Here is a 15,379-nt window from a genome sequence, read left to right as displayed (position 1 = left end):
CCTTAGGGAAGTGCTATAAGTACAAATGTTAACGCAAAAAGATTATTAAAATTTGTATGGATAGCAATTATTGGTATCCATTTACATTTTTAAAAGATAATAAGCCACTTAATTTAAGCCTATTAAAAGCCCCATGCTATTTTTGGTAATAGCGTTTCTATTGTTGTTAATTGCTTATACAAAGCTCCTTTGTTCTGAGCATATACTCGATATCCTGCCTCAAGCATAGATAAACGAAGATCCTTTGAGTCGATAAGGTTATTCATAGCTATAAGTAACTCTTGCTCATTACTCACAACTTCTAAGGCAGAAGCTTTTATTAGATTTTCTGAGATTTCTTTAAAGTTATATAAATAGCGACCTGTAATTATCGGTACTTTCAGTGATGCAGGTTCTAAAAGGTTATGTCCTCCAATTTTTACTAAGCTCCCTCCTACAAATGAAATATTGGCCATCGAAAGATATAGGGTCATTTCACCCATTGTATCTCCGACTAAAATTTCAGCTTCTTTTAAATCATTGATAGAAGCTTGACTTTTTTTAACAACATTTTGTGAGTATTTTTTTGATAATTCATAAACATCATTAAATCTTCCAGGGTGTCTAGGAACTATGATTAGTTTAACACTTTTGTTAGAAGCCTTTATTTCCTCAAATGCTGATAATATAATTTTCTCTTCGCCGTCATGAGTGCTTGCAGCACAAACAACTATACTGTTATTCCAGCTATTTTGATATAGCATTTTTCCTTTCTCAATCAAAGCAGGGTCTGGAGCAAGGTCATATTTAATACTGCCACTTGTGCTAATTTGAGTAGAAGGGTAGCCAAGATTAATAAAATTTGATGAGTCACGGTCGGATTGTGAAATGATTTTATCAATACGCGATAGTAAATTTTTAGATAGATCGCCAAACTTCTTATATTTTTTATAAGATCTTTCTGATAATCTAGCATTTGTTAAACACACTTTAACCTTTTTTGTTCGGCATACTTCTAGAAGGTTAGGCCAAATTTCAGTTTCAACCAATATCAGCGCTTGTGGCTTAACTCTATTAATAAATGCTTTAATACAAAACTTGATGTCGAAAGGAATATAGTAGCAGTGTACATCATCTGCTAACTTAGATTTAACATACTCATGCCCTGTTTTAGTAAATGTTGTAACAACAATGTCGTGATTTACATGCCTAGCTCTCAGTTTTTTATTAGAGGAGTAATGGCGATAGACTCCCCCAAAGAAACAGCATGAACCCAGATAGAAGGTTTATTTGATTGATGATCAACATAACCTAATCTCGAATAGATACCTGTCCTTAGATTAGATTTTTGCCGTATAAGTATTTTGATTGCTTTTACTGGTAGATGTAAAACATATAGTGTTGTATAAATAAATGACATTAATTTGTACATTAAATTTAACCTTTGTGGTTGTTAATTTTTTCTTTCACATTATTAGGTATTTTCGACAAACAAATTGTAGAGAAATTAATTTCTCCACAACCAATACTATCTGGTAAGATTGTATTTTTAAGGCTGGAGTGAGAAACAAGAAGGCGATCTAATTTAGATTTTGACAAGTTACAGCTCAAAAAATCTGAGTTATGAACCCTTAAAGAGTCCGCGACTATAGTTATTTCCCCTCCATTAAAAGAGCACCTATTTAACGAACAGTTATTCATAATAAGTTCACAATCTTCCAGGTTATTAAACTCAACTTTCCACAATTCACAACTAGAAAAATTGATAGTTTTCTTGGTTAAATTAGGTAAAGTAATATTGCTAATGTCCATTCCAGTCAAATTTATTTCTACACATTCGTCATCACTTAAAATAGAGTTAAAACTACACATATCTCCTTGGTTAAAATAATTAATCGCCTCTAAGCTTTTCTTCGATTTTTTCACATCCAAAGCTTTTTTGCTTCTTCAATAGCTTGCTGTATCTCAAGCGGCCCAACTTGCTTTATACTTTTTACTTTTTAACAACTTCTCAGCAAATAACATTTTAACTCCTTTAGTTATAAATAGTTATCAAACCACCTCAGGCTGTTTTAGGTTATTTTCAGCAAGCAACTCTATACAGATCACTAACTACTTATGTTAAAAATATAATTACTTATCATATATCTAGAGCTTCTACTTCCATCACCGGAAATTTACTGTTTTTTACAAACAGTCTTGCCATGCCCCACACAATCCATATCAGAAATTTTGCGGTATACAATATTAAACTTGTCGATATAGAATCTTCATTTGCCTGCTGAAAAGGCAAATCGTATGTGTATACCAACTCATTAGAGTGAGAAGTAATAATGAAAGTGAAAATGATCGTAACAGCAATTGCTGTAGCTGGCCTAACGGCTACTTCTGTAAATGCAGCAGATAACGGAAAACTACAATTACAAATTAATCAATTGAGAGCTCAACAAGCTCAACTTCAGCAGCAAGTTGCTAATCTTCAAGGGCAAGGCCAAACAACAAGTGCAGTTCATGTTGGCTCTATAGGCGACTCTTTAATCTCTGCTAATGAATACAACAACCGTGGTTTAGACCTTCTTAAGTCATTAGCAAAAGCAGGTAGTAATGCCCCTCTATTAACGATTGGTGGCACTTTAGAAGCGGATGGTCAATATAGTCATCAAGGCAGCGTAGGGTCTGGCGCTACTAGCGGCAGCCCAGCTAAAGCCCAATATACCAACAGCAGCGCGTCTGGGTTCTACTTAGATACTGCACGTATTGATGTTTTAGCTCACGTTAACGATTGGATTAACGGGGAAATGTCTTATGATCTAAATCATGTTAATAATAGTGCGCTTAATACAGGCAGCTTACTCATTGGTAACCTAAACCAACTACCTGTCTATGGTCAAATCGGTAAACTCTATCCAGATGCAGGTTTGTTTGGTTTAAGTGATAATGACATTTACTCTGATAACTTAGTGAAGAATTACTTCCGCCCCGATGCTGCAGACGGCGCGTCAGTCGGCTTCTATAAAGCAGGACTACATACATCGTTGACAGCATTTAAAACAAATACAACTCCAGATAATATTAATAACCCTAACCAAGCAACAAGTAATTGGTCTGCCCAAGCGGACTATACATTTAACACAGGTCAAATCCGTACGACTGTCGGTGCAGGCTATGTATCTAATATGGTAAATACCAACAGCAATTTAACAATTTCAGGCGTTGATCAAAATACGGGCCGTATTCCGATGGCTAGCATCAATGCCAAAGTAAGCTTTGGACCATTTGACATCCTCGGCATATACGGACAAAGCTTAGAGTCTGTAAATAACCGCACAGGATCAGGTACAACTGAACTAAAAGCATTTGATATAGAAACTGCATACCATTTACAAGTCATTAAACCTACAACGGTAATGTTAGGCTACAGCCGCACATATGGTTTCGACACAGCCAATGTAACCGATACAAATAGCGCAGCAGGCCCTAAACGCGGACAATGGCTATTGAGTGTGAATTCTGAAGTGTTCAAAAACACAACTGTCGGCCTTGAATATGCTCACGTAGGCCAATTTACTAATGCAGCTGTGAGTGGTGATATTTCTCATTATGATGTATTAACTGCCGATATGACGGTTAAGTTTTAATTTATAAACTTTCAAAAGGGTGCTTTAGCGCCCTTTTTACTAAATTTATGAGAACAGTTAGAGCAAAAATCATAACGAGAAGGCTTTATGGAAGAAAATAAAAAAGAAAAAAATAACATCATAGAAAATATCGATGAAAGTTTAAAAAAAATAACAGAGTCTATTCTAGAAATATCAAATTCACAAAGAAGACATATTGAAGATAAAGATGATAAGTTGTTTTATATGTCTTCTATCTTTTCATCTCTAATTGCTTCTTGCTTTGATAGTTATTTACAAATGTACCAAGAGCATTTTTCAGAACCAGAACATTTAAGTCAAATGATCAAAAGAATTCATAAGCAAACAATCAAACAAATTGATGCTATCACATGGAAGCGAGACGCCGCCTCTCCTAAACGCTGCAAAAATGCACTACACTAACGATTGGTAAGCCCGTCCTACGGCAAAGCAGATATGAATTATGCCATCAACCATTACCCATATTATCGATCAAAATAAAAAGCCAAGTAACTCTGACGTTAAACTATTTTTTCACCATATAAATCAATTAGCTCATGAATTAACTTCTGGAAACTGCATTAATGAAAACCAATCCGAAGCAGTGCTGAAGCTTTTATTTTTATACGACCCAATTAATTTTTGTGTTTCTGAAGTGCTAACAATCGCGCTCTGGGAAACTCAAGAGTTTATAAAGCCCAATAAGGAGTATCTTGAATTTTCATTATCAGGCTTGACCATAAAAAACCTGCACTAAGCGTAAAGGGAAAGGCTAAACCACCACAAAACGATAAGAAAGCCTTTCCAAAAAACATATTAGCTATAGGGGCCGGCGGGTACTGAGATATTGGAAAGATCAGCTTGTTGCTGAGAATTTTTGGCTTTATTCATAAACAACGTAGTCTTTTCCGCTTTATTGGAAATATTCCTAACCTCATGCTTACCTTGTGTATCCCAGTGCAACTCCCTAAGCTTAAACAGTGTTTTTACACTCCCGATTAATTTATCCATAAAACCCCCTTCAAATTTTACTTTACCTAATAAATCATTGGCTTTAGTTTGTATATCCTTAGCTTTATCAAAGGTAGGGCATTCTTCGCGGTTAGCTATCTCATACAGTTGGCCTAACGCTTCAATCTCACTAATTTTAGATTTAGTTTCGGATTTAACTTTACTTCCAACTTCATAAGTCATATCCCGTGTTACAGTGTCAAAACGCTCCGCTTCTGAAGGGGTATCTTTTTCAGGAAGACTACCTATAGCCCCAGAAATAATTTGCGAAATGCCATTTGAATATCTTGTAGCTTTTTTTTCATCAAAGGATTCACTTTCTTCAGCCAAAAATTTTTGATGATTGTTCATCATACTCTTTTTTAAGACTTTCAAGGTGTGTTCTCAATTTTATTTTATAATCACTATTGGGTTCATTCAGGCAATCCTTTACAAATTTTTCAGCTTCTTTTTCAAGCAGTTCGCAAAATGGATCGTTAGGTAATCCCCCTAGCTCACTGCTTCTAACACTTTTAGAAGTAGCATCGTCCAGTATTTTTCCGAACTCTGCATCCAGCTTCCTTGTAAGCTCTTTTTCTATCGGCTCCTTAATCTTTTCATTAAAGTATTTATCCGGTTCATTAAATTTAGGCATTACTGCTCTCCTTCTAAAGAAAAGGGTTATAACAACAGATACTAACTAAAAATTAACAAACTTATTTTTTCTAGTACACAGCAGTTTTACTGATAAGTATTGAAATATTTTGTTATTTATGCTATTTCTAGAGTATAGATATTAGCTTGTTGATTCTATCTGATGAAAATATCCGTGCAGCAATCTGAAGCTTTTCGAAAAGCATATTCCTATCATAGAATGCTTTGTAGTTTGCTTTTTTATCTTTTAACTCATTAGATTTTCCGATTAAACCAGAGATATATTCTGAATTATATTGGTTTAATTGGTGCAATAAATAAAACATATAAGCTGCCGGCAATGAGTTCATCAGTCTAAGCATTAACTCATGATCAATCTTACTCAAGTCCTTGCTCTTTGCATAATCTAGCACCTCCAAAATTTTTTTCGTGTATCATGCTCACTGAGTGAGTATACTTCTTTTTCCAATCTCCTCAAAATTAATTAACGCATGGTTAATATTACTATTTTTCGTAAGACTTCCAATAAGTTGTGACCTGCTCAGCAAGATTAGTCATAGTAAAATTTACCTATTTTTATTTAATTTAAAGCTAACTGCAACAAACACTTTCCAAGTAATTAAATGAAAAAATCAATCTAACTCCAGAAATTAGTTTATAGTCAATCTCTTTATCTGAACTCATAAAAAGAAAAGAACTTGGGTGACTTAAATCAGCCTGGCATATTTCTTTTAAAAAATCAGATCGGCCACTTAAGCTTGAATAAAGTGTTTTAGCCGCTAAAGTATATTCTTTATTTTCCTCTGAGCTTACTATCTTAGCCATAGTAACTACAACTAAATTTAGGTCAGCTTGACTAATTTCTGGGAGAAATATGAGTTTACTCTCTCCTATATAGGAGAGAGTATATTGATCCATTAATAAACAATTCGCACATAATTTGCATGCACAGGCTAGATTATTATGGTAATTATTATCATAGTTACCATCTATATTAATAATCTCATACCATTCTTTGCAAAAAACTTGACAATATTGACAGCGATAATGAGAATTTTTTGCAATTTCTTCTGCCACTTTTTTAAGACTTTGTTACTCTTTCGACGCTCAAACTTTATACTATTCCCTGGTAAAGCCTGCAATAATAAGCTTGACATAACTTAACTACTCAACCTCTACAGTTTTGAAGACTGCTTCAAGCCCATAAATAGCCTTATCGACCATTGGCATTGCAATAGGTTCTTCAATTGCTTTCTCGATAAGCCAATGCGACCTTACAGCAGCCGCTTCAACAAAAACAGCTTGACGCCCAACATTATTTAAGCAATACCAAAGTGGCCTGTCTTTAGTTTTTAACCATAAAAATATCGAAGTTGATACAATGCCACTTTGCCTTGCTGCTTCTAGCAATGAAGAAAAAACAGTATAAATATAATGGTGTGATTGTATAATATCCTGTATATTTTTCGATCTTTGTATTTTTCAAAAAGTTGTAATGCTAAATTACAATTTAAATTCTCTTTTCGTGCAGATAAAGAAACCACTCTTGCTGCACGTTCGGCTGAAATGCGGTCATAACATGCAAATGCAGATAAAATACCAAAAATAACTTTTTCTGTCATATTCAACTGATTTTGCATCTATCCAAACAGCACCTAACTGATTAGTCAAAAAATTTCACTTGCTAATCCTTTATTAATCATTTTATTTGATTTTAATAAGTTATGTTCTTTCATAAACTCTACAGGGGTTAATGCCATTCTCCAAGGCCCTTCATTAATATCCTGTTCATCTAGCTTCTTTCCAATAATGGGCTGAGTTTCTGGAAACTCACCCTGCATACTTTCAAGCAATGTCTTCATATTATGAATCTTTGATAGTTTATTACCAGGATGAAGTTTACAAAGTAATAAAACAGCAATTAGTGCAATGGGCAAGCTTAACCATCGTAAAATTAATCCAGTTAGCTTTGATAAAGTATATAAGTCTTGTGCAGTCACTGCAGCAACAGGTGTCTGTTTCACCCATTGATTTAAATAGTTTAGTTGGTTAGTTGCTAGACTAATTAGCTCTATCTCAAATAATTTAAATGACAAAATAATGCGTACAACTTCATCATGAAAGTAAATAAAAGCTGCGCAGCTTAAAACAGCGATCGCAATAGTATAGTAAATAATATGGGGACACCTACCTGATCATTTTGCATTATTATTACCCTAGTGATACACCATAATTTTTACCTTTATCCACCTCTTTTTCTGGCATCGCTACTTTGCTCATTACCATAGGAGGTGCCTTATCTGTCACTTTAACCCCCAATCGTTTAGAGTGATGACGAATAACATTTTCAACTGAATCATAAGAGCAAATAAAATCAATAAAAACAGACATTGCACGACGTGGATTAATTAAATAAAGTACACTAATCACAGAATATGGAGAAATTGCATTTTCACCATCACCATCACCATCACCATCGCCACCATCATCATCATGGCAGACTTGATCACAAATTTTATGCAAGGTTTGAACTCGATATAACTTTTCACAGTAAAGCTCTTCTACCATTTCATCTAATAGCCTAAAATTAGGCAAGATACAAGGATTTCCTAATTGCTTAGCTATTTTTTTTACTTGTTCTTTTTCTTCGATAACAGGATCAATCATATTCATATCAAGTTATATCCAATGAGTAATAATTTCATCAACAAGAGGAGCTACATTTTCCAGCAAATCATAATTGCTTTCATAAAGTGTAATCGCCGATATTTTTTTCAGCAATTTCATTCGCCACTCCACGGACCTCTTTTTTAGGGAAGTCGCTCAAAACAGCTAATTTTTCTACTGCTACTTTAATCTTTTTATAATCAATCAGACAGTCTTCTAAACTTGAAACTTCAAAATCATAGTACATGCTTTCAATCCGTCTCTCCAAAGGAATATTTAAAAATATATCATTCTTAGGTACGAAATCTTCGGGCTCTATATCATCATCACTATCATTATTTATTTCAACAACTTCTTTAATAATTAAATTAGCTTTATCTAAATCTATTGGCTGATTCATATTAATTTTTTTTAATTAAAGAATTAAAGACAGGGTCACTTTCCATATCTATATTTAGTTTTTCTTCAAAATCTATCTCTTCTTTTTTAATTTTATTGATTGATTTCAATCTTTTTATTTCACCCTGTGAAAATGACTCCACCTTTAAGAACTGATTAATTTTTAATTTCTTAACCTTAGCGGGGTTCGCATAAAACGACCTCATGCGAACAATACTTGATTTAAAAAAAACATGAGCCTCACCTTCTCGTTGATCTTTTAGGTCTAGTAAATCAACTCGGTTGCGCTTGTCTAAATTAGCTTCCATTGTATCCTGGTAGCTCATCGTCGTTGAGTTTTGATTGACATTATAGCTTTTTGCAACTGACACATAAGCTTCACCCGCAGTTTTCTGAAAGAACTCCCAGGTTTCTTGTGGATCTTCTAGTTTCATACATATTTTGATATTGGTATTTGCACAAATAGAAGCGGCTTCTTCTTTCGATGCTTTTTGGAATGCAGGTAAATCCTGGCCAGCAAAAACAACAGAAAATCCTAGTGAACGTGCTTGAGCAGGAACAACAGCAAAACCTTCAACAGCATAATAACCATACTCATCTAACACACACAAATAAGGTGTATTCGAGTTCGTCGGTTTAGTTTCAATTACATCTTTATAATCCCCTTCAACTTTATCCCCCAGACCTGCTGCAAGCATGGCTTTTAATGATGCAATAATTAATTTCCCTAAATTAGAAAGTTCATCTGGTGATTTTTCCAGTGCAGGCAATAAAACAACAAGGATTCGACGATTTAAGACGACATCACGAAAATCGACTTCCGCTAGATTTGTTCGGATGATGTGTGCATAAACATCTGCTAATGACCCAAATATTCGAGTAAGTTGCATAATAATATAACCATGCTGCTCATACACTTTTTCAGACTGCTCTCCCTTTTTATCCATTTTATAGCCAGGCAAACTGACCAAATAATTAGATAAAGGATCTTTCACATCAAAAGGAATATCATCATCATAAGTCACTTCATTTCCTAGCTGATCTAAAATCACTTTATCATGAAATAAGCCCTCTAACGCTTCTATGGTAAAATAACGGCGAATTGTGCCCGCATCAAGTAACAATGCCTCTTGGTCACGAAGATAGACAAGTATTCTCATCAGTGCCTCAATAAAGGAAATTGCTCGCCCTTTCCACATATCAGCATCCCCTCCCTGTCCTTGACCGCCAGAATCCATCATGCTGCTCACAAGCTGAGAAAGCATGCTCGAAGAACCAACAGCAAAAGGGTTCATTGTATTTGAAACAATATCTTTTTGTGGACCAATAATATCACGTGCACCTGTCATAAAATTAACAACTAATAAATCATCCTCTCGACCCATTGAACGAACCATAGAAAAAACTTTAGCAAAAAGTGAATTATCTCCTTTACCATCAACATAAATAAACCCACTGCCTTGGACTAAAGCATTATAGGAAATTGACAATAACGTCTCTGTCTTACCACTCCCTGTTGATCCGAAAATCAAACAGTGTGTTCTCATGTCAGAATTATTAAACCAAAGCTCGCCATTAGTATTAAATTCGTTACCAAAATGATAAATTCCCTCTGATTTACCAGGTGAATTACTTCCAGGTCTTGGATTATTTGGATCAGTTTCTTTGCTGTGTGATGGTTTTTTAAAGGGCAGCGATGACGATGACCACATTGAAAACCAAAAAATAGTAAGAATCATTATAATAAAAATGTCTGCGAAATATGGAAAAATAAAGCTCAAAAAACAAAGAATGATAATACAAATGCAAGACCCTTGACGGCTGGCAAGTAAGTCACCAAAACGATGGTGAAAAGCACGTAAATCTCGTACCGCATGAATCTGAGCTTGTTCTTGATTTTTAACTACACCACGAAATGTCTTCATAACTGAATCTATCTTTTTTGCTACCAGCAATTGTTTCTCGAAGTACTATAAAAAATGCCATTAACGTTAAGTTAAATTTGTTCAAAATTGCTAAAAATATAACAGCTACAAGTGTTACAAATAATGTACTTAAGCGCATGTGTCAAAAAAAATAAAAGAAACGGAAAGCATACTCGTGCATCTAACATATAAAATTTTTGGATAAAAAGCTGAGTCACGCCAGTGGGTTGCCAGTTCATCGTAATTCACTGTATTTCCTCTTTCGTTGAAAAAATATATTTTCTTGCTGTACACTCAGAAATTATTCCTAAATCTTGCTTGAGCTGAATATCTTTATGTAAAGGTCTTCCTGACTGGATTAAAATATCTTTTAATAACATAGTCATATTTTCGGCTGTTGAACGATAAAGCCGATCTTTTATCTCATCAGTAATAATCAAATACTCGCGAATAACGGTTCGAGTTCCTGTAATGGTAGGAATAAGTGCTTGCCAAATAATTACACGCACAGTTTCAATAAGGTCGTATAAGCGCGCCTGCCTCTCTTCAGCGGCAAATAAGTTCACCATACGACGAAAACTATCAACGACCCCATTACTATGTACTGTCGTGTAAACAGGATGGCCAGTTAATGAAGCTTCAATCACAGCTTCAAGTGTTGGCCTGTCTCGCGCTTCTCCCACCAAAATTAAACCGGGTTTCCTACGCAATGCATTTCTAATACCTGCAGCAAAGGTAGGCAAATGCCGAGGAACTTCGCTTTGACTAATTATTGAACTTGGCTTATCGACATCGTCATAAGTATACTCGATCGGTGACTCATAAGTTAGCACTTTCAAATGACTCTCAGGTTTTTTCAAAAAATTTGCGACTAATGATGCCAATAATGTGCTTTTTCCTGACCCAGTCGCACCACTGATAACAACAACACCTTGAGGCACTTCCAAGTTTTCATGCAAAGCTTGATCAAGCTCCATCTTTTTTAGTTCTGGAGGACTTGCTGTGATTGTTCGCAAAGTTACCTGTATTCCACTATAACCTTGAAATTGGCAGGCCGTAATATTTACACGATAGCGAAAATTCTCACCACCTGCGACTAACTGATAACTAGTATCTAAATCTGTGCCACTTTGTACTTGTGCAGTCGCATTCGCTCCATAAATATGATTGATTAAATCAGAGACCTCTTGCTGAGTCAGCTTTCGTACCGTCACTCGATATAATAAGCCTTGAATGTCAGCGATGACATTTTCACCCGATTGAATAGTAATATCTGAGGCGTTTGCACTATGTAAAAAGACAAGTAGGCGATCAAACTCTATGGGGGTAAAATAAGCAGGCTCTGTCGTCATCATGAAGTTATTCATCATCAACCCTTACTACAGGCTGCCATAACTTACTGCCCATTTGTAAGCCTGGTTTATTTTTAATTGCCCAAGTCCAGTCATCAACCGTTACTTTATCTTTATCCCCCGTTATACCATGATATTTTTTGTCGATGTAAACAGGGCTAATTAATCCTTCTGCAAGTAACTTTTTATACAAAACCATTCCTGTATAATCTCTCACTAAACGATTTAAATTTATCTTGTAAACCGTAACTGCCTGATTGATTCCTTTCAACCATCCTTTAGAAATATTTTTTTCCATATTTCATCTTCCTCGTTATTTTTTGGCAATAAAACTTTATTCGGCAAGTCTATCTTACTATAATTCATATATAAATAATCACGCCAAGTTGGTGGTGCTGTTACAAACTTAACCTGACTGATAATTTTATATGTTTTCCCTGCAGCACGAATAGACTGAGCACCTTGACCAACATTAACAGAATTGTTTGAACTGGAAATTACTGGAGGAAGAACATTACTTTGCAAAAGTAATTGATTGAAATCGAATATTTTATCAAGATTATCACTATAGCTTACCAAAAAAGAATCAATAATTTTTGACTCCGAGGCTAAACCTGCTTGCGCCCCTAAAGATAAGGCTGTTTCTTTAATTGCCTTTAAGCGTATATTCAAATGTTGCTGCTGCTGATAGTAAGCAGATTTATTTGACAAATTGCTCAACTGCTCAAGTGAGTATAGTGTCTGATCAATCATCAGTTAAGTACCTTAAACTAATGATTTTCTGTTGAGGCAATATTTTAATTGTGGCTTTATTATTCGCTTGTAATTCAATATCTTGTAAAACCACTAATGCTGCTGTTGATTTTTCATTGATATTCACGAGCACTGGTAAACTGGGTTGCTTGCCAAATTCTTGATAGTGAAATCCCAATGCATTTGCAATATTTTTAACAACCGAATTAATCGGCCCATACCAATTAATAGAAATACTTTTATTCAGAGCTTTATCATGAATATTTTCGAATGGCATAGTTTCTTTCTTCGGATGTTGCGCCCGGCTAATCTCAGACAAACTCGATAACGCACAGTCTGTTTTTTTCAACGGCTTGAATCAAAACTTGTTGGATTTGTTTATTATTTTTAAGCTGCTCACTGACAATTGCCTGCTGATTAATTTGAGTAGGCTGCGAAGAGCAGCCTTGTAACATCACAATAGCAACAAAAAACAATATCACAGTTAAATTTATATTCATTGTGTAACGCAAATTAACCACCAGAATTAAGTTGTAATACTATAACTGCTTATCATACCCGTAACACTGGCAGTTACACCGGCACTCGTAGTATTCGCAAGAACACCTGAAATTGTTCCTACAACAAGTAGTGCAGCCCCTAAAATCATATAAATAAAACCAGATTTCGTTTGTGCTTGCTGACCACCGCCTTGTGCACCATGCCCAGTTCGCAACTGAAACAACCCCATAACCACTAAAACCACACCGCCAAAACCACTGACAAACTCAATAAATAACAAGGCATTTTTAAATGTCCCTTGCCAACTTTGTAGTAGAGTAGTTAATGTATCAGTACTAGCATAGGCAGTTGCTGAAAAAATAAAAACAGAACAAATTAAGAGATAAAATTTAATTTTTTTAAAAAATTATTTTCATAAATAACTCCAAAATATTAATATTATTACAGTTTAATTATTGTGTGATATGTATTACACATGATATCAAACAAAACATTTGCATTAATTGCACACATTCCAGCGAGAATATGTGCTACGGTTTTTGACATACTTGCATCAGGCCCTCCTGTATGTTCACCTAGACGAGTTAATAAAAAAACTCCTCGTAAGAAGGAAATAAAGCCAACGACAAATAAAATAGCATAAACTAATTTTAACAAGCCATCGCTGGTGCTACTTGCAGAAACGGGTACACATTGAAATGTACCATCAGAAAATGTAATTAAGCTACTACTTTGCAAAGTACTAAAGTAAGAAAGAAACTCTTCTCCACTCGAGCTTCCACAATACTGTTGAAGAATTTGAGGGGTTTGAAACATAGAGCCACTCAACGCTTCAATTAAATAAAAAGGAAACAACAAAACAGAACCTACAAAAAAATAAAAACCTGTTGCCATTGGTGAACGCCTCTGCATTGTCATCATCTGAGGGTTTGCGTGACACCTTAATCTATATATTCCTACACATAAAGTAATTAAACCAATAACAGGTCCAACCACGTCAATTAAGTGTAAAAATGGCATTAATAGATAATAAATAATATTATCATATATAGTTATAGGTGCACTTGCCTGAGCATTATGAAGAGACTCAACACCTTGGCTGACATCAGATGAATTTACCGAATTAGCAAGTACAACAGTAATAGCACCTATGGCTAAAAGACAGCCACCAATAGTAAGATAGGCAATACCAACCTTAGTTGTTTGTTGCTGTCCACCTTGCGCAGTTTGGCCCTGCCTTAGTTGCAGCAAGCCAAAAATAACAAGAACTACACCAGATAAGGCGGTAATAAACTCAACAAAAATTGAAATATTTGTTAATGTTAACTGCCAATTTTCAGAAACTTGGTTAAAGTTTGTTGCAATCTCACCTCCTGATGCATATGCATATTGGGAGAGTAACTGCACCAATATTATTACAGATAACAAACGAAGTTCTTTGGCTCTGAATGTATTCATTTTAAACGTCTTTTCTCATTCATATTATTTAAAAATATATCCAGAGCTCATTTTTACTTGCTCTTTCTTATCATCGATATTAACAACGTGACCATATCCTGGAATATTTGTATTTTTTGTTACCGTAAGAGTAACACCATCATTATTCACTAACCAAGCTCTCCCAGAAATAATCGCTCTAAGGGTTAATTTTTCATGATGACTATATTGATTTGCAACTATTAACTTAATCTCTTCATTATTTTTTTCTGTGATATTTTCTAATTTTGATAATTTTTTATCTAACGACCCAATACTACTCGCTAACAAGCTAATACTATTTTCAATAGCCTTTTGCCTTTTGCCCATACTCAAAAGGTTTTTTTTGTTATCTTCATTAACTTGATAATATTTATCCTTGGTTTTTGTCACTCCCTTCATTTGCACTATTAAATTATTTATATTATCTTTTATATTATTTTAAATCAGCATTTAATTTTTCCATTTTTTTGACTACTAAGACCTATGGAATCAGAGGCATCATTCATTGTTTCTTGTTTTTTTTGCAATTTTGTTACTCACAGAGTTATATGCTTTTTCTTTTTTAGATCCTACAGAACCCTTTAATGGTTTTTCGAATCTGTGAACTAAAAGTCAAGCTATTGCCTTTTAATGGTTGAGTTTTCTGCTTAGGGTATAAAGCCTGATAAGCGCTATACATCATATAACCAGCTATAGAAAATGCAATTATTGCGATAATATAATAATGTAATACAGGCTTAATTTTATCCCATGATAATATGCGCTTCTGTACAGTGTCTTTACTATTTCTTTCAACCGTCGAATCACTTTCTAAAAGCGAACTTTCTATAGTCTCATTCACTTTTTGGTCATCTTCAAAGTTATAGTTTTTTTCTAAATCACTCATTTTATCTTATACCTTTACATCAGACATGAATAAAATCCCCATACCAACACCTTGATTTAAAGTAACTGTTGGCGGTCGATTAAACTCAGCACCTGCTTTTCCCAGCCAAAGCTGTGCCAACTTGTCCTAAACCAGAATAGTATGCTTCTTTAGTTG

21 protein-coding genes and 2 pseudogenes are annotated in these 15,379 nt (G+C 34.7%); 3 read left to right on the top strand and 20 right to left on the bottom strand.

Annotation, left to right across the window (positions count from 1 at the left end; genetic code table 11):
• Positions 1-122: 122 nt before the first annotated feature.
• Both waaA and BGC07_RS15280 read right to left on the bottom strand, forming a co-directional pair.
• Positions 123-1,399 (bottom strand): annotated as a pseudogene (waaA, locus tag BGC07_RS15285) (lipid IV(A) 3-deoxy-D-manno-octulosonic acid transferase).
• Positions 1,400-1,416: 17 nt separating this feature from the next.
• Positions 1,417-1,905, bottom strand: a complete 489-nt coding sequence (locus BGC07_RS15280) for a hypothetical protein (protein WP_158006976.1) — start codon at positions 1,903-1,905, stop codon at positions 1,417-1,419.
• 407 nt (positions 1,906-2,312) lie between these two features.
• On the opposite strand from BGC07_RS15280, the gene BGC07_RS15275 reads away from it, so the two are divergent.
• From BGC07_RS15275 to BGC07_RS15265, 3 genes are all read left to right on the top strand, one after another.
• On the top strand, positions 2,313-3,617 hold the full coding sequence (locus tag BGC07_RS15275; protein ID WP_069313943.1) for an LbtU family siderophore porin: 1,305 nt from the start codon (positions 2,313-2,315) through the stop codon (positions 3,615-3,617).
• Between the two features lie 87 nt (positions 3,618-3,704).
• Positions 3,705-4,040, top strand: a complete 336-nt coding sequence (locus tag BGC07_RS15270) for a hypothetical protein (protein ID WP_069313942.1) — start codon at positions 3,705-3,707, stop codon at positions 4,038-4,040.
• Between the two features lie 40 nt (positions 4,041-4,080).
• Positions 4,081-4,374 carry a hypothetical protein gene (locus tag BGC07_RS15265; RefSeq protein WP_069313941.1) on the top strand — a complete coding sequence of 98 codons (294 nt, stop codon included), beginning with the start codon at positions 4,081-4,083 and terminating at the stop codon, positions 4,372-4,374.
• Positions 4,375-4,433: 59 nt separating this feature from the next.
• Here the strand turns inward: BGC07_RS15265 and BGC07_RS15260 are convergent, their stop codons facing one another.
• The 18 genes and pseudogenes from BGC07_RS15260 to BGC07_RS15195 form a co-directional block, all read right to left on the bottom strand.
• A complete protein-coding gene (locus tag BGC07_RS15260; RefSeq protein WP_139121775.1) occupies positions 4,434-5,003 on the bottom strand; it encodes a hypothetical protein in 570 nt (189 codons plus the stop codon).
• Positions 4,951-5,262: a hypothetical protein gene (locus BGC07_RS15255; RefSeq protein ID WP_069313939.1), complete on the bottom strand. Its 312-nt coding sequence runs from the start codon at positions 5,260-5,262 to the stop codon at positions 4,951-4,953. The genes BGC07_RS15260 and BGC07_RS15255 overlap by 53 nt, the downstream gene beginning before the upstream one ends.
• A 127-nt stretch (positions 5,263-5,389) precedes the next feature.
• Positions 5,390-5,647: a type IVB secretion system protein IcmW gene (locus tag BGC07_RS22750; RefSeq protein WP_235603458.1), complete on the bottom strand. Its 258-nt coding sequence runs from the start codon at positions 5,645-5,647 to the stop codon at positions 5,390-5,392.
• A gap of 205 nt (positions 5,648-5,852) precedes the next feature.
• The gene (locus BGC07_RS15245; protein ID WP_235603457.1) at positions 5,853-6,338 is read right to left on the bottom strand and encodes a hypothetical protein; all 486 of its coding nucleotides are present in this window, start codon (positions 6,336-6,338) and stop codon (positions 5,853-5,855) included.
• An 87-nt stretch (positions 6,339-6,425) separates the two neighbouring features.
• Positions 6,426-6,692, bottom strand: a complete 267-nt coding sequence (locus tag BGC07_RS22745) for a secretion/conjugation apparatus DotM-related subunit (RefSeq protein ID WP_449421088.1) — start codon at positions 6,690-6,692, stop codon at positions 6,426-6,428.
• Positions 6,665-6,883 (bottom strand): hypothetical protein, encoded by a 219-nt coding sequence (locus BGC07_RS22740; protein WP_235603455.1) that lies wholly within the window; start codon positions 6,881-6,883, stop codon positions 6,665-6,667. The genes BGC07_RS22745 and BGC07_RS22740 overlap by 28 nt, the downstream gene beginning before the upstream one ends.
• A 45-nt stretch (positions 6,884-6,928) precedes the next feature.
• On the bottom strand, positions 6,929-7,357 hold the full coding sequence (locus BGC07_RS22735) for a hypothetical protein (protein WP_235603454.1): 429 nt from the start codon (positions 7,355-7,357) through the stop codon (positions 6,929-6,931).
• A 115-nt stretch (positions 7,358-7,472) separates the two neighbouring features.
• On the bottom strand, positions 7,473-7,934 hold the full coding sequence (locus BGC07_RS20230) for a hypothetical protein (RefSeq protein WP_069313938.1): 462 nt from the start codon (positions 7,932-7,934) through the stop codon (positions 7,473-7,475).
• Between the two features lie 73 nt (positions 7,935-8,007).
• Complete coding sequence (locus BGC07_RS21275) at positions 8,008-8,328, bottom strand: hypothetical protein (protein WP_077216977.1); 321 nt, start codon at positions 8,326-8,328, stop codon at positions 8,008-8,010.
• A 1-nt stretch (position 8,329) separates the two neighbouring features.
• Positions 8,330-10,252, bottom strand: a complete 1,923-nt coding sequence (locus tag BGC07_RS15230) for a type IV secretory system conjugative DNA transfer family protein (RefSeq protein WP_077216976.1) — start codon at positions 10,250-10,252, stop codon at positions 8,330-8,332.
• The gene (locus BGC07_RS23705; protein ID WP_317135158.1) at positions 10,227-10,391 is read right to left on the bottom strand and encodes a hypothetical protein; all 165 of its coding nucleotides are present in this window, start codon (positions 10,389-10,391) and stop codon (positions 10,227-10,229) included. The genes BGC07_RS15230 and BGC07_RS23705 overlap by 26 nt, the downstream gene beginning before the upstream one ends.
• Positions 10,392-10,497: 106 nt before the next feature.
• Positions 10,498-11,622: an ATPase, T2SS/T4P/T4SS family gene (locus BGC07_RS15225; protein ID WP_069313937.1), complete on the bottom strand. Its 1,125-nt coding sequence runs from the start codon at positions 11,620-11,622 to the stop codon at positions 10,498-10,500.
• Positions 11,612-12,357 (bottom strand): annotated as a pseudogene (locus BGC07_RS15220) (type IV secretory system conjugative DNA transfer family protein). The gene BGC07_RS15225 and the pseudogene BGC07_RS15220 overlap by 11 nt, the downstream one beginning before the upstream one ends.
• The gene (locus BGC07_RS15215; RefSeq protein WP_235603453.1) at positions 12,350-12,706 is read right to left on the bottom strand and encodes a DotD/TraH family lipoprotein; all 357 of its coding nucleotides are present in this window, start codon (positions 12,704-12,706) and stop codon (positions 12,350-12,352) included. The pseudogene BGC07_RS15220 and the gene BGC07_RS15215 overlap by 8 nt, the downstream one beginning before the upstream one ends.
• A gap of 177 nt (positions 12,707-12,883) precedes the next feature.
• On the bottom strand, positions 12,884-13,138 hold the full coding sequence (locus tag BGC07_RS15210) for a hypothetical protein (RefSeq protein ID WP_235603452.1): 255 nt from the start codon (positions 13,136-13,138) through the stop codon (positions 12,884-12,886).
• A 161-nt stretch (positions 13,139-13,299) separates the two neighbouring features.
• The gene (locus BGC07_RS15205) at positions 13,300-14,286 is read right to left on the bottom strand and encodes a hypothetical protein (protein WP_235603451.1); all 987 of its coding nucleotides are present in this window, start codon (positions 14,284-14,286) and stop codon (positions 13,300-13,302) included.
• 54 nt (positions 14,287-14,340) lie between these two features.
• Positions 14,341-14,736, bottom strand: a complete 396-nt coding sequence (locus BGC07_RS15200; RefSeq protein ID WP_069313934.1) for a hypothetical protein — start codon at positions 14,734-14,736, stop codon at positions 14,341-14,343.
• Positions 14,737-14,899: 163 nt separating this feature from the next.
• Positions 14,900-15,223: a hypothetical protein gene (locus BGC07_RS15195; protein WP_069313933.1), complete on the bottom strand. Its 324-nt coding sequence runs from the start codon at positions 15,221-15,223 to the stop codon at positions 14,900-14,902.
• Positions 15,224-15,379: the final 156 nt, after the last annotated feature.

Source organism: Piscirickettsia litoralis (assembly GCF_001720395.1).
GTDB classification, from domain to species: domain Bacteria; phylum Pseudomonadota; class Gammaproteobacteria; order Piscirickettsiales; family Piscirickettsiaceae; genus Piscirickettsia; species Piscirickettsia litoralis.
Note: the sequence above shows the minus strand (reverse complement) of the source record. Positions and strands in the feature narration are given on the sequence as shown.